Source organism: Pseudoxanthomonas sp. JC1303 (genome assembly GCF_058448525.1).
In genome coordinates this window covers 318,667-337,878 of record NZ_CP185958.1, presented here as the reverse complement: position 1 = coordinate 337,878, position 19,212 = coordinate 318,667, and the positions used below count along the sequence as shown (strand labels likewise).

At 67.4% G+C, this 19,212-nt stretch carries 19 protein-coding genes and 1 tRNA gene; 6 read left to right on the top strand and 14 right to left on the bottom strand.

Annotated features, from left to right (window positions below; all coding sequences use genetic code 11):
- Window positions 1-30 precede the first annotated feature (30 nt).
- Window positions 31-1,014 (top strand): TraB/GumN family protein, encoded by a 984-nt coding sequence (locus ACORQU_RS01560; protein ID WP_491644909.1) that lies wholly within the window; start codon window positions 31-33, stop codon window positions 1,012-1,014.
- Here the strand turns inward: ACORQU_RS01560 and ACORQU_RS01555 are convergent.
- The 5 genes from ACORQU_RS01555 to ACORQU_RS01535 all read right to left on the bottom strand — a co-directional run bounded on the left by ACORQU_RS01555 (window position 984) and on the right by ACORQU_RS01535 (window position 6,994).
- Window positions 984-1,622 carry an RBBP9/YdeN family alpha/beta hydrolase gene (locus tag ACORQU_RS01555; RefSeq protein ID WP_491642953.1) on the bottom strand — a complete coding sequence of 213 codons (639 nt, stop codon included), beginning with the start codon at window positions 1,620-1,622 and terminating at the stop codon, window positions 984-986. The two genes, ACORQU_RS01560 and ACORQU_RS01555, sit on opposite strands and share 31 nt — an antisense overlap.
- A gap of 77 nt (window positions 1,623-1,699) precedes the next feature.
- Entirely contained in the window at window positions 1,700-3,616 is a 1,917-nt protein-coding gene (gene dxs / locus ACORQU_RS01550) for a 1-deoxy-D-xylulose-5-phosphate synthase (protein WP_491642951.1), read from the bottom strand.
- A 138-nt stretch (window positions 3,617-3,754) separates the two neighbouring features.
- On the bottom strand, window positions 3,755-4,432 hold the full coding sequence (locus tag ACORQU_RS01545; RefSeq protein WP_491642949.1) for an HNH endonuclease: 678 nt from the start codon (window positions 4,430-4,432) through the stop codon (window positions 3,755-3,757).
- A 152-nt stretch (window positions 4,433-4,584) separates the two neighbouring features.
- Window positions 4,585-6,375 carry an acyl-CoA dehydrogenase C-terminal domain-containing protein gene (locus tag ACORQU_RS01540; protein ID WP_491642947.1) on the bottom strand — a complete coding sequence of 597 codons (1,791 nt, stop codon included), beginning with the start codon at window positions 6,373-6,375 and terminating at the stop codon, window positions 4,585-4,587.
- A 136-nt stretch (window positions 6,376-6,511) separates the two neighbouring features.
- Complete coding sequence (locus ACORQU_RS01535; protein ID WP_491642946.1) at window positions 6,512-6,994, bottom strand: LEA type 2 family protein; 483 nt, start codon at window positions 6,992-6,994, stop codon at window positions 6,512-6,514.
- A 241-nt stretch (window positions 6,995-7,235) separates the two neighbouring features.
- On the opposite strand from ACORQU_RS01535, the gene ACORQU_RS01530 reads away from it, so the two are divergent.
- Window positions 7,236-7,583 (top strand): hypothetical protein, encoded by a 348-nt coding sequence (locus tag ACORQU_RS01530; RefSeq protein ID WP_491642945.1) that lies wholly within the window; start codon window positions 7,236-7,238, stop codon window positions 7,581-7,583.
- Here the strand turns inward: ACORQU_RS01530 and ACORQU_RS01525 are convergent.
- The 4 genes from ACORQU_RS01525 to ACORQU_RS01510 all read right to left on the bottom strand — a co-directional run bounded on the left by ACORQU_RS01525 (window position 7,574) and on the right by ACORQU_RS01510 (window position 12,883).
- Window positions 7,574-7,774 (bottom strand): hypothetical protein, encoded by a 201-nt coding sequence (locus tag ACORQU_RS01525; RefSeq protein ID WP_271645126.1) that lies wholly within the window; start codon window positions 7,772-7,774, stop codon window positions 7,574-7,576. The two genes, ACORQU_RS01530 and ACORQU_RS01525, sit on opposite strands and share 10 nt — an antisense overlap.
- Window positions 7,775-7,949: 175 nt before the next feature.
- Entirely contained in the window at window positions 7,950-11,039 is a 3,090-nt protein-coding gene (locus tag ACORQU_RS01520) for an efflux RND transporter permease subunit (RefSeq protein WP_491642943.1), read from the bottom strand.
- Entirely contained in the window at window positions 11,036-12,130 is a 1,095-nt protein-coding gene (locus ACORQU_RS01515; RefSeq protein WP_491642941.1) for an efflux RND transporter periplasmic adaptor subunit, read from the bottom strand. Before ACORQU_RS01515 ends, ACORQU_RS01520 begins: the two co-directional genes overlap by 4 nt.
- Before the next feature lie 105 nt (window positions 12,131-12,235).
- Window positions 12,236-12,883 carry a TetR/AcrR family transcriptional regulator C-terminal domain-containing protein gene (locus tag ACORQU_RS01510; protein ID WP_271645129.1) on the bottom strand — a complete coding sequence of 216 codons (648 nt, stop codon included), beginning with the start codon at window positions 12,881-12,883 and terminating at the stop codon, window positions 12,236-12,238.
- 469 nt (window positions 12,884-13,352) lie between these two features.
- Here ACORQU_RS01510 and ACORQU_RS01505 point away from each other — a divergent pair, with 469 nt between their 5' ends.
- Window positions 13,353-13,514 (top strand): hypothetical protein, encoded by a 162-nt coding sequence (locus ACORQU_RS01505; protein WP_491642940.1) that lies wholly within the window; start codon window positions 13,353-13,355, stop codon window positions 13,512-13,514.
- A 114-nt stretch (window positions 13,515-13,628) separates the two neighbouring features.
- On the opposite strand, the gene ACORQU_RS01500 is transcribed toward ACORQU_RS01505, so the two are convergent.
- Window positions 13,629-13,704 (bottom strand) — tRNA-Phe (locus tag ACORQU_RS01500).
- A gap of 166 nt (window positions 13,705-13,870) precedes the next feature.
- Here ACORQU_RS01500 and ACORQU_RS01495 point away from each other — a divergent pair.
- The 3 genes from ACORQU_RS01495 (at window position 13,871) to ACORQU_RS01485 (ending at window position 15,409) form a co-directional block, all read left to right on the top strand.
- Window positions 13,871-14,335 (top strand): DUF6491 family protein, encoded by a 465-nt coding sequence (locus ACORQU_RS01495; RefSeq protein ID WP_271645151.1) that lies wholly within the window; start codon window positions 13,871-13,873, stop codon window positions 14,333-14,335.
- Window positions 14,336-14,400: 65 nt separating this feature from the next.
- On the top strand, window positions 14,401-14,856 hold the full coding sequence (locus ACORQU_RS01490) for a DUF6491 family protein (RefSeq protein WP_491642938.1): 456 nt from the start codon (window positions 14,401-14,403) through the stop codon (window positions 14,854-14,856).
- A 76-nt stretch (window positions 14,857-14,932) separates the two neighbouring features.
- A complete protein-coding gene (locus tag ACORQU_RS01485) occupies window positions 14,933-15,409 on the top strand; it encodes a DUF6491 family protein (RefSeq protein WP_491642936.1) in 477 nt (158 codons plus the stop codon).
- A gap of 3 nt (window positions 15,410-15,412) precedes the next feature.
- On the opposite strand, the gene ACORQU_RS01480 is transcribed toward ACORQU_RS01485, so the two are convergent.
- The 4 genes from ACORQU_RS01480 to ACORQU_RS01465 all read right to left on the bottom strand — a co-directional run bounded on the left by ACORQU_RS01480 (window position 15,413) and on the right by ACORQU_RS01465 (window position 19,198).
- Window positions 15,413-15,691 carry an oxidative damage protection protein gene (locus ACORQU_RS01480; RefSeq protein ID WP_491642934.1) on the bottom strand — a complete coding sequence of 93 codons (279 nt, stop codon included), beginning with the start codon at window positions 15,689-15,691 and terminating at the stop codon, window positions 15,413-15,415.
- 1 nt (window position 15,692) lies between these two features.
- Complete coding sequence (gene mutY, locus ACORQU_RS01475; RefSeq protein WP_491644907.1) at window positions 15,693-16,736, bottom strand: A/G-specific adenine glycosylase; 1,044 nt, start codon at window positions 16,734-16,736, stop codon at window positions 15,693-15,695.
- A gap of 205 nt (window positions 16,737-16,941) precedes the next feature.
- On the bottom strand, window positions 16,942-18,339 hold the full coding sequence (gene ftsY / locus ACORQU_RS01470) for a signal recognition particle-docking protein FtsY (RefSeq protein WP_491642932.1): 1,398 nt from the start codon (window positions 18,337-18,339) through the stop codon (window positions 16,942-16,944).
- A 139-nt stretch (window positions 18,340-18,478) separates the two neighbouring features.
- Window positions 18,479-19,198: an AraC family transcriptional regulator gene (locus ACORQU_RS01465; protein WP_491642930.1), complete on the bottom strand. Its 720-nt coding sequence runs from the start codon at window positions 19,196-19,198 to the stop codon at window positions 18,479-18,481.
- Window positions 19,199-19,212 lie beyond the last annotated feature (14 nt).

Sequence of the window (19,212 nt, the reverse complement as noted above, 5' to 3'; positions counted from 1 at the left end):
GTGGGATTGGTGGGCTGCGCACTGGCAACGCTGGCTCGCGCGCAACAGGTACCGGCCACCGCTTCGCCGACGCAGGCGGAGCCTGTGCCCATTACCGACATGGCGCCGATGATCGTGTCGGGGGTGCAACCCGGGCCGGGCCTGTGGAAAGTGACAGCACCGGATGGCCATGTGCTGTGGGTCCTGGGCACGCTGACGCCGCTGCCCAAACGCATGGACTGGCAATCGCGTGAGGTCGAAGCGGCCATCGACCAGTCGCAGGAGTTGCTGCTCCCGCCGACCATGTCGCTGGACACGGGCCGGGGCATGTTCCGCAACCTGTTTCTGCTGCCGGCGCTGTTCAAGGCGATCAAGAATCCCGATGGCAAACAGCTGCAGGACGTGGTGCCGGCCAGTGAATATGCGCGGTGGCGTTTCCTCAAGGCGCGCTACATGGGCGGCGATCAGAGCGTCGAGCGGCGGCGTCCGATCTTCGCCGCGCTCGAGCTCTACAAGGATGCGATGCGTCGCTCGGGCTTGAGCACCGACAACGTCGTGGCCGACCGCGTGGAAAAGCTCGCCAAGCGCGCGGATTTGAAAATCACCCCGGTGGTGAGCACGGTCAAGCTGGAGGACCCGAAGGCGGCCATCAATGAGTTCCAGCGCACCGGCCTGGAGGATCGGACCTGCTTTGCCAGGACGCTGGATGTCCTGGAGCATGAAATCGATGCGATGCGTCTGCAGGCCAATGCATGGGCGATGGGGGATGTGGAGGCATTGCGCGTGGCGCCGCAGGCCAGCCAGTACGCCGTGTGTCAGACGGCCATCGGCGAAAGCGCCATCGCCCGCAAACTGGGTCTCAATGACCTGCGTGAGCGCTCGCTCCAGCTCTGGCTGGAAAAGGCCGAGTCCGCGCTGGCCCACAACTCCAGCACGATCGCCTTGCTGCCCATGGGCCTGGTGCTGCGCAAGGGCAATCTGATGGACGCGCTGCGCGCCAAGGGCTACACCGTGCAAGCGCCCGGCGAGTACTGAGGCCAGCCAGATCCGCCGTGCGGACCGCGCAGCTGGTCGAGCAGCGACTTCGCCGCGGGAAGTTCCAGCACGCCCTCGCTGCCCAGGAAGTGCCCACCGTTTGGTAATACGGTGATCGGGGCGTCCAGGCGCTCGGCCAGCGCGACGCTCAGGGAGGCGGGTACGATTGCGTCATCCGCTGCGGCCAGCAGGGCACGCCTTGGTGCCAAGGTCTGCAGACGGGCGTAATCCAGGGAAATGTTGATAAAGGCATCGAGTTGGGGGAGGCCCGGCAGTGCGGTATCGAAGCCGGATACCAGCAGCAGGGCACCAAGGGGGGCTTCGGTCGGCTGGTGCTGGAGGTGACGTAGCAGCGCGATGCCTCCCAGGCTATGCGCGATCAGCAGGGTGTTCGGGCCGAGAGGCGGCAACGCTTGTTGGAGGTAGGCGTCCCAGCGGGCAGGCTCCGGTGCAGCAGGTTCGGGTGGCGCCAGCACGATGACCTGGGCGCCTTGCGCCTGCAGGGCGTCGCGCAGCCACGGGAACCAGTGGTCGCCGGGCGAGGCGAGATAACCATGCAGGATGAAGACCTGCGCGCCGGCATACGGAAGCGTGGAGGAGGCGGTCAACGCGATGGGCTCCGATGCGAGGAGCGCATGACCTTACCCGCGCGACGACCTCCCGGAAGCTGCGTTGCCACAACGGATCATCTTGCCGCCGACAGGGGCGCGGCCTGACCCGACTGCAGCTGCGGCCAGCGCTTCAGGACCGCGCTGCGGATGCCGCTCGCGTCGAGCCCGGCTTCTGCCAGCAGCTGCTCGCGGCTGGCGTGATGTTGGAATGCATCGGGCAGGCCCAGGTGCAGGATCGGTACGGCCAGGGCCTCGGCATTGAGCAACTCGGCCACGCCCGAACCGGCGCCACCGGCCACCACGTTGTCTTCCAGCGTCACCAGGCCGTCGTGACCGCGGGCCAGCTCAAGCACCAAGGCGCGGTCCAGCGGCTTGATGAAACGCATGTTGACCACCGTCAGGCCCAGTTCGCGGCCGACCTGCTCGGCGGCGGGCACGGTGGCGCCGAACGCCAGCAACGCCACCTGCCGCCCACGATGCCGGACCTGCGCCTTGCCCAGCGGCAAGGTGTCCAGGCTCGCCTCGATGCTGACGCCAGGACCGCTGCCGCGCGGGTAGCGCACCGCTGCCGGGCCCTGGTGCCTGAAACCGGTGGACAGCATCTGGCGGCATTCGTTCTCGTCGGCGGGGGCCATCACCACCATGTTGGGCACGCAGCGCAGGAAGCTCAGGTCCAGGTTGCCGGCATGCGTGGCGCCGTCCGGACCGACCACGCCGCCGCGATCGATCGCGAACAGCACGTCCAGGTCCTGGATGGCCACGTCATGCACCAACTGGTCGTAGGCACGCTGCAGGAACGTGGAGTAGATGGCCACCACCGGTTTGGCGCCGTCACAGGCCATGCCCGCCGCCAGCGTGACCGCGTGCTGTTCGGCAATCGCCACGTCGAAGTAGCGGTCCGGGAACTCCTTGGAAAAGCGCACCAGGCCCGAGCCCTCGCGCATCGCCGGGGTGATGCCCATCAGGAGCGGGTCCGCGGCGGCCATGTCGCACAGCCAGTCGCTGAAGACGTCGGTATAAGTGGGCTTCCTGGTCCCGCCGGCGGCCTTGGGTACCAGGCCCTTGTCCGGGTCGAACGGCCCCACGGCGTGGTAGCCGATCTGGTCGCCTTCGGCCAGTTCGTACCCTTTGCCCTTGGTGGTAATGACGTGCAGTAGCTGCGGGCCCTTGAGGCCCTTGAGGGTCTTCAGGGCGCTGACCAGCGCCGGTACGTCGTGGCCGTCGATCGGGCCGGTGTAATGAAAGCCCATCTGCTCGAACAGCGTGGACGGCACGAACATGCCCTTCCAGTGCTCTTCCCAGCGCCGCATGAAGCGTGCCGGCGGCTTGCGCTTGTCGCCGAGCAGCTTCTTGCCGCCTTCGCGCAAGGCGTTCAGGGTCCGGGACGAACTCATCCGGCCCAGCAGCTGGGTCAGCGCGCCGACGTTCTCGGAGATGGACATCTGGTTGTCGTTGAGGACCACCAGGATGTCCGGATCCTGCTCCATGCCACCGGCATGGTTGAGCGCCTCGAAGGCCATGCCCGCGGTCATCGCGCCGTCGCCGATCACCGCCACGGTCCGGCGGCCATTGCCCATGTGGGCGTTGGCGATCGACATGCCCAGCGCCGCGGAGATCGAGGTGGAGGAATGGCCGACGCCAAAGGTGTCGTACTCGGATTCCTCACGCTTGGGAAACGGCGCCACGCCGTCGGCCTGCTTGACCGTATGGATCGCATCGCGACGCCCGGTGAGAATCTTGTGCGGATAGGTCTGGTGGCCGACGTCCCACACCAGGCGGTCGTGCGGGGTGTCGTAGAGATAGTGCAGGGCCACGGTCAGCTCGATCACGCCGAGCCCCGCCGCGAAATGACCGCCGCTCTTGCCGACCGATTCGATCAGGTAGGCGCGCAGTTCGTCAGCGATGGCGGTGAGCTCTGCCTCGTCGAAACCGCGCAGGTCTGCCGGGGTTTCGATACGGGAAAGGCGGGGATAGCGGATGGCGTCGATCATCGTGGCTGCCACAGATACAGCTGCGTATTTTCGCCCCCAGGGGAAGGAGGGGCAAGCAAGGGGTTCAGTCTGCGATCACCTGACCGGTCGGCGCGTGAAACGCGCGGTCGAGCGCGTTGCGGTGAACCGGCACGACAATCAGGCCGATAGGCGCGAACGCTTGGGCAGGTGGGTCTTCAGGAAGGCCATCTGGTCGGCCAGGATGTTGCGGTTGGACAGGATCAGGTGCTCGATCCAGCTGGGACGGTACGGCACGGCCAACAGCGGCATGTTGGCCTGCTGCGGCGTGCGGTTGGCCTTGCGCGAATTGCAGTGAAAACAGGCGCTGACCACGTTTTCCCAGACATCACGGCCACCCTTGGAGACCGGCAGCACATGGTCGCGGGTGAGCAGTTGCCGCGAATAGGACTGTCCGCAGTACAGGCATAGATGGTCGTCGCGGGCGAACAGGGCCTGGTTGGTCAGCGCCGGGGTGGGCGACAGGCCGGCGGCACGGGCATGCCCGCGCGAGGCGACGATGGGGTGCAGGTCGATGAAGCTTTGCTGGCCTGTGAGCCGGTTCATGCCGCCGCGGACGGTCATGCAGGGGTCGCCCAGCGTCCAGGCGACCGCGTCGCGCGCGTAAAGGCAGGTCGCATCCTGCCAATTGATCCAATCCAGCACCCGACCGTGGGCATCCAATGACAGGAAGCGCACGCCAGAGGGGCGGATCAGAGGGGAGAGTGCGGCGACGACTGCGCCGTCCGACGTGGCGCCATCGATCAGGGCCGGGTTGCCGGAGTCATCCGAATGAAGCTGAGCGGTGTCTGCTTCCATCGGGAAAACAGCTTATACCTGATGGATGACGAATTGTGTACCGCGTTGCGCATTGCATCGTCCTCATGGCCTCCCAGCGGACCGCCGCGAACGCAAAGGGATGCCCTGAGGCGGGTCCACCGCGCTTGCGCGGTGGACCCGCGATGCGGCACTCAGGCGTCGAAACGCGCCTCGTCCATGGCCATCAGCGACTCGGCGCCGGCGCGGATGGCGGCGGCGTGGGCGAGCGTGCGCGGCAGCAGGCGGGCGTAGTAGAAGCGCGCGGTTTCCAGCTTGGCCTGCTTGAACGCCGCATCCTGCTGCGAGGCCTGTGCGGCGACCACGCTGCGCGCCCACCAGTAGGCCAGCACCACGTAGCCCGAATAGAACAGGTAGTCGGTGCTGGCCGCGCCCAGTTCCTCGGGGTTGGTGGCCGCGCGCTGCAGCACGTCCTGGGTCAGGGCGCCCCATTCGGCGGCCTTCTCGCGCAGCGGGGCAATGAACTCGGCGGCGGTCGCATCGCTTTCATGCGCGCTGGCGAACTGCTCGATCAGGCCCAGGAACAGCTTCAGCCCGGCCGCACCGCTGGCCGCGGTCTTGCGCCCGATCAGGTCCAGCGACTGGATGCCCGTGGTGCCCTCATAGAGGGTGGTGATGCGCGCATCGCGGGCCAGCTGCTCCATGCCGTGCTCGTGGATGTAGCCGTGGCCGCCGAAGCACTGCAGCGCGTTGTAGGTGTTCTCGATGCTCCACTCGGTCTGGCAGGCCTTGGAGATCGGGGTGAGGAAGCCGGCCAGGATGTCGGCCCGTTCGCGCTCGGCCGGGTCGGTGGCGTGGTGGGCGATGTCGACCTGGGTGCCGGCGTGCAGGGCGAGCAGGCGCGCGCCTTCGGTCAGGGCCTTGATCGACAGCAGCATCCGGCGCACGTCCGGGTGGACGAAGATCGGGTCGGCCGGCTTGTCGGGGAACTTGGGCCCGGACAGCGAACGGGTCTGCAGGCGCTCGCGCGCATAGGCCAGGGCGTTCTGGTAGGCGCGCTCGGACAGGCCGATGCCCTGCAGGCCCACGCCCAGGCGTGCGGTGTTCATCATGGTGAACATGGCCTGCAGGCCCTTGTGCGGCTGGCCGACCAGATAGCCCTGGGCGCCGTCGAAATTCATTACGCAGGTCACCGAGCCCTTGATGCCCATCTTGTGCTCGATCGAACCGCAGCGCAGCGTGTTGCGCGCGCCGACCGTGCCATCGCGGGCGACCTGGAACTTGGGCACCACGAACAGCGAGATGCCCTTGGCCCCGGCCGGGGCATCGGGCAGCTTGGCCAGCACCAGGTGGACGATGTTGTCGACCAGGTCGTGCTCGCCGGCGGTGATGAAGATCTTGGTGCCGGTGATGGCGTAGGTGTCGTCGCCCAGCGGCTCGGCGCGGGTGCGCAGCAGTCCCAGGTCGGTGCCGCAGTGCGGCTCGGTCAGGCACATGGTGCCGGTCCAGCGGCCCTCGACCAGCGGTTTGAGGAACACCTCCCGCTGCCAGGGCTGGCCGTGGAACTTCAGCGCCTCGATCGCCCCGTGCGAGAGCAGCGGGAAATTGCCCCAGGCCAGGTTGGCGGCGTTGATCATCTCGCCCAGCGGCACGCCCACGGTATGCGGCAGGCCCTGGCCGCCGAACTCGGTGGCCGCGGTCAGGCCGGTCCAGCCGCCTTCGGCGAACTGCGCGTAGGCCTGCTTGAAGCCGGTCGGTGTGGTGACCTCGCCGGTGGCGGCATCCAGGGCGCAGCCTTCTTCGTCGCCGACGCGGTTGAGCGGGGCCAGCACCGTGGTGGTGAAGCGGCCGGCTTCCTCCAGCACCGCGTCGACCAGCTCGGCGTTGGCGTCGGCAAAGCCCAGGCGGGCGAACAGGGGCTCGACGTCCAGCACGTCGTAGAGGGCGAAACGAAGATCTTTCAGCGGGGCGCGGTAGCGGCTCATACGAAGGCTCTCTGGGGCGTGCAGGCCGCTTTCCGGCCCGCTTCGACCCGGAAGCATACTATGGCGTATGGATGTGGGTTTGACCGTGCCGGATGAACCGGCGCGCCGGTCGCGACGCGCCCTTCCTCGCGGCGTGTCAGCGCAGGACGCCGGCCAACCCGGGCGCCGGGCTGAGGGTGCTGTGCATGTCGATCTGGAAGTCGCGCTGCTTTTCGTCTTCCGGCGTGGCCTGGACGCTGCCCTTGAGCGCGTATTCGAGCACGGTGCCGCCGGCCAGGGCATTGGCCACGGCCATCCTGGCGTCGGCCGAGGGCGAGAGCCTCACCTCCACCACGTCCGCCGACTCGGGACCGATGGAAAAGCCGGGAGAGGCATTCAAGGTGCCGGCCTCCACGCCGCCGGCGGTGACCGCCAATGCGACCGTGTCATAGCGCATGGGGATGGAACTGTAGTTCTGCAGGCGCAGCTGGACTTGCCACTGGCCGTCGGCGCCCACGGACACCTGCTGCAGGCTGGCGGCGGGTTCGGAGACCCGCCGGACCAGCCCACGGTGACAGCCGGCCAGCAGGAGGACGGCGCAGGTCAGCAAACACAGCACAAGCGTCAGGCGGCGGGACATCAGGGGAGCCTCGAGTATCAGTGGTTGGGGAGGATACAACGCCGCTTTGTCTGCCCTCGCGGCTTTTTGCGAAGCCACCGCGGCCGTCGCCAACGGCAGTATCGATGGCATCGGCGCAAGGCAGGCGCCAACGCTCAGTGTCGTTGCACAAGCTGGGTCAATGTGACGCTTTTTACATCAGAAACGCGATCGTCCGCGCATAACCTGCCCAGACACGACCTTTGGTGGAGGGATTCTGCTTATGGACAAGGACATGCACGTCATCGCGTTGCCCTGGTTTTACGAAGACGATTACGAGGATTTCCGCGATCTGCTGCGCGAGCGCCAGTGGCATCGCAACTACCAGGACTGGAAGCAAGCCGCGCCCGAAGCGCGCGCGCGCTTGGAGCGGCAGGGCATGAAGGTGGTCCAGGTGCCGGTCCGCACCGCCGACCTGAAGGCCTTCTGCGACCAGCGGACCCGGCGCGTCAACAACGATGCGCTGGTCGACTACTGCAACGAATGGGCCCGCGCCTCACGTGGCCTGGCGGCCAAGCAGCGTGGCAGCCTCAGCCTGGCCGACGAGAAGCCGCGCGCCGATCACCGGTAGTGCAGGGTGCCGTCTGGATCGATCCGCTCGATGGTGTCGAGCAGGCGGCGCATGTGCTCTTCCATGTCGCGGGTGGACATCGACGGCCCGGTGGCAGGCACGGTGCGCAGCAGGGCACCGTCCGGGCCGTACACCATCAGCACGCCTCGCATGCAGCGGTTCGGTGCGTCCACCAGATAGGACGTGGTCACCTCGAAATCCCCGAACCTGCGTTCCAATCGTCAACCCGCCGCGCTTGAATCCCAGGGCGAATGGTAGCGGCAGTCGCGCGAAAGGCCCGTCACCGGCAGATGGCGGTTGCGTCATGTGGCAGGGCGGCGGGCGAGGATCCTCGTTGAGGCCTCGCCCCTGCCTGCCGCCAAGCCCTCAGTTCCCGCGAGGCGAGGCCGCGCTGGCGTGCGGGTGTGAAGGCCGTCGCCGCAGCTTGCGCGACAGCCACTCGCCGATGTCGTCGATCAGGGTGAAGGCCGCCGGGATCACGATCAGGCTCAGTAGCGTGGAGGTCACCAGGCCGCCGATCACGGCGATGGCCATCGGCGCACGGAAGCTGGAATCGCCGGCGAAGCCCAGCGCGATCGGCATCATGCCCGCGCCCATGGCCAGGGTGGTCATGATGATCGGCTGGGCGCGCTTGCGGCAGGCGTCGATCAGGGCGTCGTGTTGGCTCAGGCCATGTTCGTCCTCGGCGATCACCGCGTAGTCCACCAGCAGGATCGAGTTCTTGGTGGCGATGCCGATCAGCATCAGCAGGCCGATCAGCGCCGGCAGGGACAGCATGTTCTGGGTGAGCAGCAGCGCCCCGAACGCCCCGCCCGCGCACAGCGGCACGGCGATCAGGATGGTCATCGGCATCAGCGCGTGGTTGAACAACAGCAACAGCACCATGTAGATGCACACGATGCCGGCGGCCATGGCCAGCAGGAACCCGACGAACAGCTCCACGAACACCTCGGCATCGCCGGTGTTGAGGAAGCTCACGCCTGGCGGCAGGTGCTGCACGCTGGGCAGCTTCTGCACGGTGTCCATGACATCGCCCAGCGGCCGGCCGTTGAGCTCGGCGGTGAGGGTGACGTTGCGCTGGCGCTGGTAGCGCGAGATCTGCGAGGGGCCGCTGCCCAACTCGATATCGGCGACCGCCGCCAGCGGCACCGGGCCGTAGCGGCCAGGCACGCGCAGTTGGTCGATCAGCGCGGGATTGGACAGCGTCGCCTCGGAAAAGCCGACGCGGATCGGCACCTGGCGATCTGGCAGGTTGAGCTTGGCCAGGCGCTGTTCGTAGTCGCCGGCCGTGGCGATGCGCGCGGCCTCGGCGATGTCGGTGGTGGATACGCCCAGGTCCGCCGCGCGCGCCGGATTGGGCACGATCTGGATCTCGGGGCGCAGCAGCGATGCGCTCGAAGTCACGCTGCCCAGGCCCGGGATATCGCGCAGGTCGCGCTCCAGCGCGAGCGAGGCCTCCTGCAGGTGCTGCGGGTCGTCGCCGGACAGCACCAGCTGCAGCAGGTTGCCCGGTTCGGAGCTCACATAGCTCACGCGCACGCCGGGCAGATTTGCCAGGCGCGCACGCGCGTCACGCTCGAGCGCGCGCTGGTCGCGCTTGCGCGTGTCGGCCGCGCCCCAGTCCAGCACCAGGGTGGCCTTGCGTGGGTCGGCCACGCCGGTGGTGGACGGATCGCCCAGGTCCAGCACGCTGCCCACCGCGGTGTAGACCTGCTTGAGTTCGGGCATGTCCTTGAGCAGGGCACGCGCGCGCTCGGAGACGGCGACGGTGTCTTCCAGCCGCGTGCCCGGCGGCAGTTCCAGGCTGAGGTTGCTGCGGCCCAGGTCGGACTGCGGGATGAAGGTCGCCGGGATCAGCGGCACCAGCGCCAGCGACGCGACGAACAACCCGGTCGCGATCCACAGCGTGCGGCCACGGTGGCGCAGCGCTGCGTCCACCCAGCCCAGGTACCAGGTCATCAGCTTGGATTCGGCCTTTTCTTCGCCATGCGGCTTGAGCAGATAGGCCGCCATCATCGGGGTGAGCAGGCGCGCGACCAGCAGCGAGAACAGCACCGCGGTCGCCGCCGTCCAGCCAAACTCGCGGAAGAACTTGCCGGCGATGCCAGGCATGAAGGCGACGGGGACGAAGACCGCGGCCAGGGTCAGCGAGGTGGCGATCACCGCGTTGCCGATTTCCCCGGCCGCCTCAGTCGCCGCTTCCAGCGGTGGCTTGCCCATGCGCAGGTGGCGCACGATGTTCTCGATCTCCACGATCGCATCGTCGACCAGGATGCCCACCACCACCGACAGCGCCAGCAGGGTGATCATGTTGAGGGTGAAGCCGAACCAGTACATCACCGCGAAGGTCGGGATGATCGACAGCGGCAAGGCCAGCGCCGAGACCCAGGTCGCCCGCCAGTCGCGCAGGAACGCCCACACCACCAGCAGCGCCAGCAGCGCGCCTTCGTAGAGCATGGTCATCGACGAGTCGTAGGAGCGGTGGGTCTCGTCGATGGCGGTGGTGACCAGGCGGAAGTCCACGCCAGGGTGCGACGCCTTCAGCGCGTCCAGCGCCTTGTGCACGCCGGCCTCGACCTCGACTTCGCTGGAGCCGCGCGTGCGCGACATCGAGAACGCCACCACGTCCTTGCCATCCAGCAGGGCGGCCTCGCTTGGATCGGCCGATGCGTCGGTGACGGTGGCCAGTGCCGACAGGCGCACCGAGCGACCGTCCGGTAGGCTGATCGAGTAATCGCGCAACGCCTGCGCGTTGGCGACCGTGCCCAATGTCCGGATGGTCTGCTGTGCGCCGTCCAGCTCGGCCTTGCCGCCGGCGCGTTCGACCTGGATCCTGGCCAACTGCTGCGACACATCGCCGGCGGTGACGCCGAAAGCGAGCAGGGCGTTCGGGTCGAGGTCCACGCGCACCTGGCGCTCGACGCCGCCCACGCGGGTGACCCGAGCCACACCGGGCACGCCGTACATCGCGCGCATGATCTCGCGGTCGACAAACCAGCTGGCCTCGTCGCGGCTCATCTTCGGCGCGACCAGGGCATAGGTCATCAGCGACCCGCCGATGTCGACCTTGGAGATCACCGGCTCCTGGATGTCCTGCGGCAGGTCGGTGCGGATGCGGGTGACCGCATCGCGGGTGTCGTCCAGCGCAGTGCCCAGGTCGACATTCAACTGGAACTCGATGCTGGTGGTGCTGACGCCTTCGCTGACCGTGGAGATCACGCGCTTGACGTTGTTGATCGTGGCGACCGAGTCCTCGACCTTGCGCGTGACCTCGGCCTCCAGCTGGCTGGGCGAGGCGCCCGGCTGGGTCACCGTCACGGTGGTCATCGGGAAGGCGATGTCCGGGAAGCGCGCCACCGGCAACTCGTGGAAGCCCCATAAGCCGGCTACGCACAGCACGAAGAACAGCATCAGCGCCGGCAGTGGCCGGCGGATGGCCCAGGCGGAGAAATTCATGGGGCGTTCGCTCCCTTGCCGGCATCGACCACGCGCACGCGATCGCCATCGCCGAGGAAGCCAGCGCCTTCGGACACGACCCGTTCGCCGGCCTTGAGGCCTTCGACGATCTCGGTGCGGCCCTGCACGGTTTGCCCGGTGCGCACGCGCCGTCGGGTCACGCTGTCCTTGTCCTTCAGCGTGAACACATAGCTGTGACCGTCGCGCTGGACGATGGCCGCGCTGGGCACCATCAGGGCCTGGCCGTCGCCGGTCAGGATGCGGCCTTCGACGAAGGTACCCGGCTTGAGCGGCCCAGGCGTGGGCAGATCGGCGTACACCGTGCCCGTACGCGTCTGCGCATCCACGCCCGGCGTCACCGCGCGCACGCGGCCGGCGATCTGCTGGCCGGCATAAGTCAAGGCAACCGGGTTGCCGACCGCCACGTCGGCGAGCTGCGCTTCGGGCAGTTCGGCGCGCCATTCCAGACGACCGTCGCGGATCAGGCGCAGCAGTTCGCTACCGGCCGAGACGACCTGGCCGGGCTGGATCAGGCGCTTGGAGATCACCCCATCGGCGGGCGCGCGCAGTTCGGCGAAGTCGCGCTGTAGCCTGGCCGCGTCCAGCGAGGCGCGCGCGGTGGCCAGCTGGGCCCTGGCCTGGGTCGCGGAGGCGCGTAGTTCGTCCAGGTCGCTGACACTGATCAGCTGCGTGGCCGCGAGCTTCTCGCCGCGCGTCTGCTTGGCTTGCGCGAGGTCCAGCGCGGCCTTGGCCTGCTGGGCGGCGGCGTTGGCCTGGGCCACCTCGCTGTCCAGCGTGCGGTGGTCGAGTTCGAGCAGGACCTGGCCCTGCTTCACGCTCTGACCGACATCGACGTTGAGGCGGGTGATGCGCTGGCCACTCAACTCCACGCCCAGCTGCATTTCCTCGTAGGGCGACACCGGGCCGGAGACGATCACGCTGCGCGCCAGCGGATAGGTCCGCACAGGCGTCAACGCCACGGCCAGCGCCGAAGATCCCTCCACAGGCTTGTCTTCGGCACCGCCACCGCAGGCGGCGAGCAGGGGCAGGGCGGCGAACAACAGGGACCAACGCAGAAGTGGCGCACGCATAGAGGAACCAAAGTGAAAGGGTGAGGTGTTGGCTGGTGCAGGGCGCCAGTTGGCCCTTGCATGGCTTTGAAAGCGGCGGTGTTCCGGGATGCGTCCCGGGGCGAGCTAATGGGAAGGGACGGAGCGCTTCAGGATCTGTTGCTCGACCCCATCGAGGATGAGATCGATGCCATTGCTGAAGCGCTCGTCGAACTTCGGCTCGGCCAGCACCTCGCGCGCCTCCCAAAAGTGCGGAAAACGCGCCTTGGCCAGTTCGAAAAACGCCTGCTGGACGCCTTCGGCCGCATCGGGATAGTCATGGTGCGACTGTTCCTCGATCACAAAGCCCATGACGTAGTAGATCGAGTCCAGCGCCGAACTCGCGGCGAACGCCACCGACGCGCCGGCCTGCAGCAGCGCTGCGATGGTCGCATCGCCGACGCGCAGCATGTTCTCGGTCGCCAGGAACGTGCCCGCGAAGACGCGCGCGCCATCGCGGTGTGCCTTGAACGCGGTGCGGAACTCGTTTGCGATCTGGTGCATGGTGCTTCGCCAATCCTGTCCTTGTGGAATGTCACGCGCCACCTCGGCGATCAGCGCATCGGCCAGCGCGTCGATCAGCGCCTGCTTGCTCTTGAAGTGCCAATACAGCGAGGGCGCCCGGATCCCGAGGTTGCACGCCAGCTTGCGCAGACTGACGCCCTCCATGCCCGCCTCGTCGAGCAGACGGAATGCCGCCTGGATGATGTGATCCTGCGTGAGCGGGCTGCGCATGGCGTGGCGTCTAACAGCGTTAGGTTGCGGACTCTAACGGTGTTAGGTCGGGGTGGCAATTGCTTCGCAGGCCTCCAACGGCAGAAGGAAATCTCGGTTATCCAATTGCATGAATTCGCGCGGCGCTGACGCGTCCAGCCAGGCACGGTCGCGTCCAGCCAGGCACGGTCGCGTCCAGCCAGGCACGGTCGCGTCCAGGCCGAAGCGCTCCACGTCGCGATTGAGCGTTTCCAGGTCTTGGCCTGGGCCACCGACGAGCGCCTGATCGCCGAGGTCGGTGTTCGTCTGGACCAGGCGCTGTTCTGCTTGTTGGTGTGGGAGGCGGGGCGATCAGTGTGGTCGACCTAGCCGACCTGGCCGAACAGTGGGCGCGATTATCCGACCGTCAGGCCGCCAGGTCGCCAGGCTGGAGCATATGGAACTTGTGATCCGCCGCGGGAATCCCTAAACCCGCCGTAGGCGCGAAGCCGTGGCTTCGCCTAAGGGCAGGGCGGCGACCGACCAGCTCGACCAGGCGCGCGGGCGCATGGCGCAGGACATCTTCAAGGACTGGTCTTCGACCGACATCAACGACCTGGTACGGCTGATGCGCAAGTTCGCCGACGCACTGAAAGCAGGGACCAAGGCGTGACGTGGGAATGGCGATGTGCGTGGATCACAACGACGGTATTCCCATGGTTGAATGAAAAAGGCCTCGCATCGCTGCAAGGCCTTGCTTCGTTACGCTTTAGATCGCCACCTGAAGTGGTGGCCGGGGAGGGAATCGAACCCCCGACACAGGGATTTTCAATCCCTTGCTCTACCAACTGAGCTACCCGGCCGGTGCTGCACTTGCGGCCGAGCCGAAGCGAGGCGCGCATGATACGGAGGGATTTCCGATCCGGCAAGCCATCGGTTTCCTGAACGTCCAGATTCGGACAGCGGACGGCGGCACATCATGGGCGCATGATCCTCCAGGCGGATTGCCATACATCAAAGGGAGTTGCCATGTCCAGGTTTCGCGCCTCGCTTAGAGGTTCTTTATTTGCTTTTGCGGCTCTGCTGTCTGGTTGCGCCTCGCTAGGGACTTCACGGCTGAGCGCGGCGCAAGATGTGGAACTCTTCCAGTCGCACGCTGGCGAACCCATCAAGGCTTTCAGCCCCTTTGGCGGAATTTCCCAATGGGAGACTGTAGGTGACTCGGCAGTTGCCGTTTGGACAAAGCCGGACACTGCGTATTTGCTCGGTGTCGCCGAGGGCTGCTTGGATCTTGAGTGGTCGCCGCGGCTGTCCCTGAGCCGCGAGCACGACAGGGTCTATGCCGGCTTTAATCATGTCCTTGTGAGGCGGCCGGGTGAGAAGGATGCTAAGCGATGCAGGATCGAGACGATTCAGCCCTTGGACGTGCAGGCCCTGCGAGCCGCGCAGGCGCGCGCACGCCCTGGTGCTCTGAAATTATCCGAGGCGGGATGAGAGGAGCTGCCAGTACGGTGAAGATGACAATTACGTCTACCTTTGCCGGATACCTCGCCAGATCAATGGCCGCCGCCCTGCTGGCCATACTCGGCGTGGGTTGCGCCACGACCGGACTGACCGACGAACAGGAGCTGGCGCTGTATCGCGCGCATGCGGGCGAGCCGGTGAAGAGCTTCACCTTCCTGGGTCAGCTCAATGGCTGGACTCCGCTGGGCGATACCGCGCTGGCGGTGTGGACCAGGCCCAGCGAGGCCTATCTGCTGGAGCTGCCGGGCCGTTGCATGGACCTGGACACCGCGCCTGCGATCACCGTGACCAATCAGGGCAGCCGGGTCTACGCGAAGTTCGACGACGTGCTGGTGCTGGGCGGGCTGCGCAATACCTTCCGCATGCCGTGCCGCATCGACACGATCCGGCCGCTGGACGTCAAGGCATTGCGCCGGGCGCAGAAGCAACTGCGCGAAGCCAGGGCGGCCGAGCGACAGGCCGGTGCGCCGCCGCCGCCGGCGAGCCCCTGAGAGGCGCCCTCACGGCGCATTGCGGTGCGCGGGCGTCTGATCTCCGACGTCCTGTGGACGTCAACGGAGAATCGTCATGCAGCGTCTGTGTTTCCTTGCGGTCCTGGCCGGCGCGTTGGCGCTCTTGTCGCTGGGTGGTTGCGCGACCGGCACCGGGCTCAGCGATGCGCAGCGTCTTGCGCTGTATCGCGAACACGCGGGCGAGCCGCAGCGCGATTTCCGCTATACGAGCCGCCAACTCACCGGCTGGACCGCGCTGGGCGACGAGGCGCTGGCGGTGTGGACCAAGCCGAACGAGGCGTATCTGCTGGAGTTCGGGGGCGGTGGCTGCAGGGATTTGAACGCGGCCTCGACCATTCTGATCACCAACCTGCTGGGTCAGGTGTCGGCCGGGATGGATCGGGTACAGGTGCTCAATCGACCGGCCGGCTTCAACATCGCCTGCCGCATCCAGACGATCCGCGCGCTGGACACCAAGGCGATCCGCGCATCGGAAAAAGCCCTGCGCCAGGCGCGCACCGCACAGCGTGACGCGGCCCCTGCCAGCGATTGACCCTTAGGCGTCGCTTTCGGGCGCAACGTAGCCGGCGGGCTTGTCGGTCTGGCCGCCGAACAGGAACTTGCGCAACTCGTCCTCCAGGAACGCGCGGTCCTTCGGGTTGCGCGGCGACAGGCGGTTCTCGTTGATGAGCATGGTCTGGTGGGCCAGCCATGCCGCCCAGCCAGCCTTGCCGATGTGCTCGAACACCTGCTTGCCCAACTCGCCGGGGTAGGGGACGTAGTCCAGGCCTTCGGTGTCTTTGTTTTCGTACTGGCAGAACACGATGCGGGGCATGTCAGGCATCCAGGAGTTTGCGGATGGGCGCGGGCAGGCCCAGCGTGGAAAGTTCGCCGGTAGAGACCCAGCGCAGGTCGGCATTGTCGCCCGCCGCGTCGCGCGAGGACAGGCGCCGCCAGCGCAGCGGCTGCATGTGTAGACGGTAGTGGGTGAAGGTGTGCGGGGTGTCGGGCAGTTCGTCGGCGGCGTCGAAATCGCCGGACAGATGCGCATCGAACCAGACACGCGCGGAGGCGGTGTCGTCGGCCTGCGGCAGCGACCACAGGCCCGACCAGATGCCCACCGGCGGCCGGCGTTGCAGCAGCACCCGGCCCTGCGCGTCGAAGGCCATCAGCATCACCGCGCTGCGTTCGGGCAGCGGCTTGCCGGGCTTGGGCGTGGGCAGGGCCTCGGTGAGGCCCTCGCGGAAGGCGACGCAGTCCGCCGAGATCGGGCACAGCAGGCAGGCTGGATTGGCGCGTGTGCACAGGGTGGCGCCGAAATCCATCTGCGCCTGGGTGTAATCGGCCAGGCGGCCTGCGGGGACGTGCTGGACGTGATCGATCGCTAGTGCCCACAGCTGCTTTTCGATGGCCGGCAGGCCGGGCCAGCCGGCGATGCCGTGCACGCGCGCGAGCACGCGCTTGACGTTGCCGTCCATGATCGCGAAGCGCGCGTTCCAGGCCTGGCTGAGGATCGCGCCGGCGGTGCTGCGGCCGATGCCGGGCAGCGCATGCAAGGTCTCGAAGTCGCGCGGCAGGTCGCCGTCGTGCAGCTCCACGCAGCGCTTGGCCGCGGCATGCAAGTTGCGCGCGCGGGCGTAGTAACCCAGGCCGGCCCATTGTGCCATCACCGCATCCGAGCTTGCGGCGGCCAGATCCGGCAACGTCGGGAAGGCCTGCAGGAAACGCGCGAAGTACGGGATGACCACGCGCACCTGGGTCTGCTGCAGCATGATCTCCGACAGCCACACGCGGTACGGCGTGCGCGGATGCTGCCAGGGCAGGTCATGGCGGCCATGCTGGTCGAACCAGGTCAGCAGTTTGATGGCGAAGGTATCGATGGGCGGCTGCTCGTGCGGGCGATGAGTGGCTGGCCTGTAGCGCCGAGCTTGCTCGGCGGGGCTTTGCCGGGACAGCTCCAGCCGAGCGAGCTCGGCTCTACCGGGAAGGCTTGGTTGTAGCGCCGAGCTTGCTCGGCCGGGCTTTACCGGGACAGCCCCAGCCGAGCGAGCTCGGCTCTACAGGGAGGGTGCGAGCGATCTGTTGCTAGGCCGCGCTGCCCAGCGCTTCGGGCAGCAGGGCGTCGACGAAGGATTCGGCGTCGAACACGCGCAGGTCTTCCGGGCGCTCACCGATGCCGGCATAGCGGATCGGGATGCCGAACTCGCGGGCCAGGGCGAACACCACGCCGCCTTTGGCGGTGCCATCCAGCTTGGTCACCACCAGGCCGGTCACGCCCACGGCGGCGTGGAACTGTCGCAGCTGGGAGAGCGCGTTCTGGCCGGTGGTGCCGTCGATCACCATCAGCACCTCGTGCGGGGCGGCGGCGTCGATCTTGCCCAATACGCGGCGGATTTTGCCCAGCTCGTTCATCAGGCCGGTCTGGGTGTGCAGGCGGCCGGCGGTATCGGCGATCAGCACCTGGGTGCCGCGGGCCTTGCCGGCCTGCAGCGCGTCGAAGGCGACGGAGGCTGCATCCGCATTCTGGCCCTGCGCCACCACCGTCACGCCGTTGCGCTCACCCCAGGCCTGCAGCTGGGCCACGGCCGCGGCGCGGAAGGTGTCGCCAGCGGCCAGCATCAGGCTGAAGCCATCGTCCTTGAAGCGCTTGGCCAGCTTGCCGATGGTCGTGGTCTTGCCCACGCCATTGACGCCCACGGTCAGCACCACAAAGGGCTTGGCGTCGCGGTCGATGGCCAGCGGCACGGCGACCGGCTTGAGGATGGCGATCAGCTCGGCGCGCAGCGCGGCCAGCAGCGCGTTGGCATCGACGAACTCGCGGGCCTTCATCCGCTTGCGCAGGGATTCGACCAGCGTGGTGGTGGCGGTCACGCCGACATCGGCGGTGATCAGCGCGGTCTCGATCTCGTCCAGCAGGTCGTCGTCGAGCTTGGGATTGCGCGAGAACAGCCCGCCGAAGCTGCGCGCGAACGCACTGCCGCGCAGGCGCTCACGCCAGCCGGTCTTGCCGGCCGGGGCGGCGGGTTTTTCGGTGGTGGCAAAGCTTGGCGCCGGGGCAGGATCCGGTGCCGGGGCGGGATCCGGGTCCGGCGGGGGCGCGACCACCGCCGGCGCGACGGCCACCACCGGCGGCTGCGCGGGCAGCGGGGTGGTCGTAGACACGGCCGGTTCAACGGCGACTGGCGTTTCCGGCTGCGCGGCAGGCGGAGCGGAGGGAGGCGCCGGTGCGGGCGTCACGACGTCTGGCTGGCCTTGATCGGGCGGAACAAAGCGCTGCGTGTCAGGCGTCTGCGGGGCGGCCGGTGCCTCGGCCGCGGATGCCTGTCGGGCCTGCTCAACCGCGGTGACGGGATCGTCCTGCTGTGGCGGCGCCGGGCGTGGGTCCGGAAACGCCGCAGCCAGTTCTTCCACGCTGTAGCGCCGGGTGCTGCCATCCTTGCCGGAGGCGTCATCGGGCTTTTTGCGGCGGAAAAAACTGACCATATCGAGGCACTTTTTCAGGGGGCTACATGCTAGCACCCAGCCTGTGCGCGGCCTTTAAGCCAAGGTGAAAGCCAGGCGTGGGCGCCATGCCGAATTCTGCACCGGCCTGCTGGTGCCGGCGGCCCGAACGCGCCGCGGCTCAGCCGCGCAAGGTGCGGTAGTCGCGCGGTGTCATGCCCACGGTGGCCTTGAACTGGCGTGCGAAGGCGCTCTGGTCGGCAAAGCCGCACTGCTGGCCGATGCTGGCGATGCTGTCCTCGCCGTGCAGCAGGCGCATGGCCGCTTCGATGCGCAGCTTGGTCAGCAACTGCTGCGGGGTGACCTGGAACACGCGGCGGAAGTGTCGCTCCAGCTGCGCCACCGACAGGCCGGCCAGATCCGCCAGGGTCTGGACGCGCAGGTTCTCGCCGAAACGCTTCTGCATGAATTCCATGACCGTGTTCAGGCGTTCGAAGGCGCTATGACGGTTGTCGGGCTGGCCCAGGTCGCGCGAGACGCCGACCACGCCGATCACCTCGTTGTCTTCGCACACCGGGCGCTTGAAGGTCAGGCACCAGCCGGGCAGGCGGTTGGGATACAGGTGCACTTCCAGCTGGTTGTCGATGACCTCACCGCAGAGCACGCGGCGGTCCTGCATCAGGTAGCTGCCGCCCAGCGGCAGGGGAAAGACATCCAGCGGTGAATTGCCGATGACCTCGCTGCGCTGCTTGCGCCCAAGCCGGCGCACCAGGGTTAGGTTGCAATGGGTATAGCGGCCTTCGCGGTCCTTGATGAAGAACACCACGTCGGGCAGTGCATCGAACAATGTCTGCATTTCCAGCGCGGGAAGGTTGAGCTGCATGGTGGTGACCAAACGCATCGCCGTTGCGGCGG

What these genes read in the sequence shown, in the direction of transcription:
- ACORQU_RS01520 (WP_491642943.1), bottom strand. Translation starts at nt 11,039, where the DNA reads ATGAATTTCTCCGCCTGGGCCATCCGCCGGCCACTGCCGGCGCTGATG.
- ACORQU_RS01495 (WP_271645151.1), top strand. Translation starts at nt 13,871, where the DNA reads ATGTCCAGGTTTCGCGCCTCGCTTAGAGGTTCTTTATTTGCTTTTGCG.
- ACORQU_RS01465 (WP_491642930.1), bottom strand. Translation starts at nt 19,198, where the DNA reads ATGCGTTTGGTCACCACCATGCAGCTCAACCTTCCCGCGCTGGAAATG.
- ACORQU_RS01540 (WP_491642947.1), bottom strand. Translation starts at nt 6,375, where the DNA reads ATGAGCCGCTACCGCGCCCCGCTGAAAGATCTTCGTTTCGCCCTCTAC.
- ACORQU_RS01490 (WP_491642938.1), top strand. Translation starts at nt 14,401, where the DNA reads ATGGCCGCCGCCCTGCTGGCCATACTCGGCGTGGGTTGCGCCACGACC.
- ACORQU_RS01515 (WP_491642941.1), bottom strand. Translation starts at nt 12,130, where the DNA reads ATGCGTGCGCCACTTCTGCGTTGGTCCCTGTTGTTCGCCGCCCTGCCC.
- ACORQU_RS01530 (WP_491642945.1), top strand. Translation starts at nt 7,236, where the DNA reads ATGGACAAGGACATGCACGTCATCGCGTTGCCCTGGTTTTACGAAGAC.
- ACORQU_RS01545 (WP_491642949.1), bottom strand. Translation starts at nt 4,432, where the DNA reads ATGGAAGCAGACACCGCTCAGCTTCATTCGGATGACTCCGGCAACCCG.
- ftsY (WP_491642932.1), bottom strand. Translation starts at nt 18,339, where the DNA reads ATGGTCAGTTTTTTCCGCCGCAAAAAGCCCGATGACGCCTCCGGCAAG.
- ACORQU_RS01485 (WP_491642936.1), top strand. Translation starts at nt 14,933, where the DNA reads ATGCAGCGTCTGTGTTTCCTTGCGGTCCTGGCCGGCGCGTTGGCGCTC.
- ACORQU_RS01510 (WP_271645129.1), bottom strand. Translation starts at nt 12,883, where the DNA reads ATGCGCAGCCCGCTCACGCAGGATCACATCATCCAGGCGGCATTCCGT.
- dxs (WP_491642951.1), bottom strand. Translation starts at nt 3,616, where the DNA reads ATGATCGACGCCATCCGCTATCCCCGCCTTTCCCGTATCGAAACCCCG.
- ACORQU_RS01480 (WP_491642934.1), bottom strand. Translation starts at nt 15,691, where the DNA reads ATGCCCCGCATCGTGTTCTGCCAGTACGAAAACAAAGACACCGAAGGC.
- ACORQU_RS01535 (WP_491642946.1), bottom strand. Translation starts at nt 6,994, where the DNA reads ATGTCCCGCCGCCTGACGCTTGTGCTGTGTTTGCTGACCTGCGCCGTC.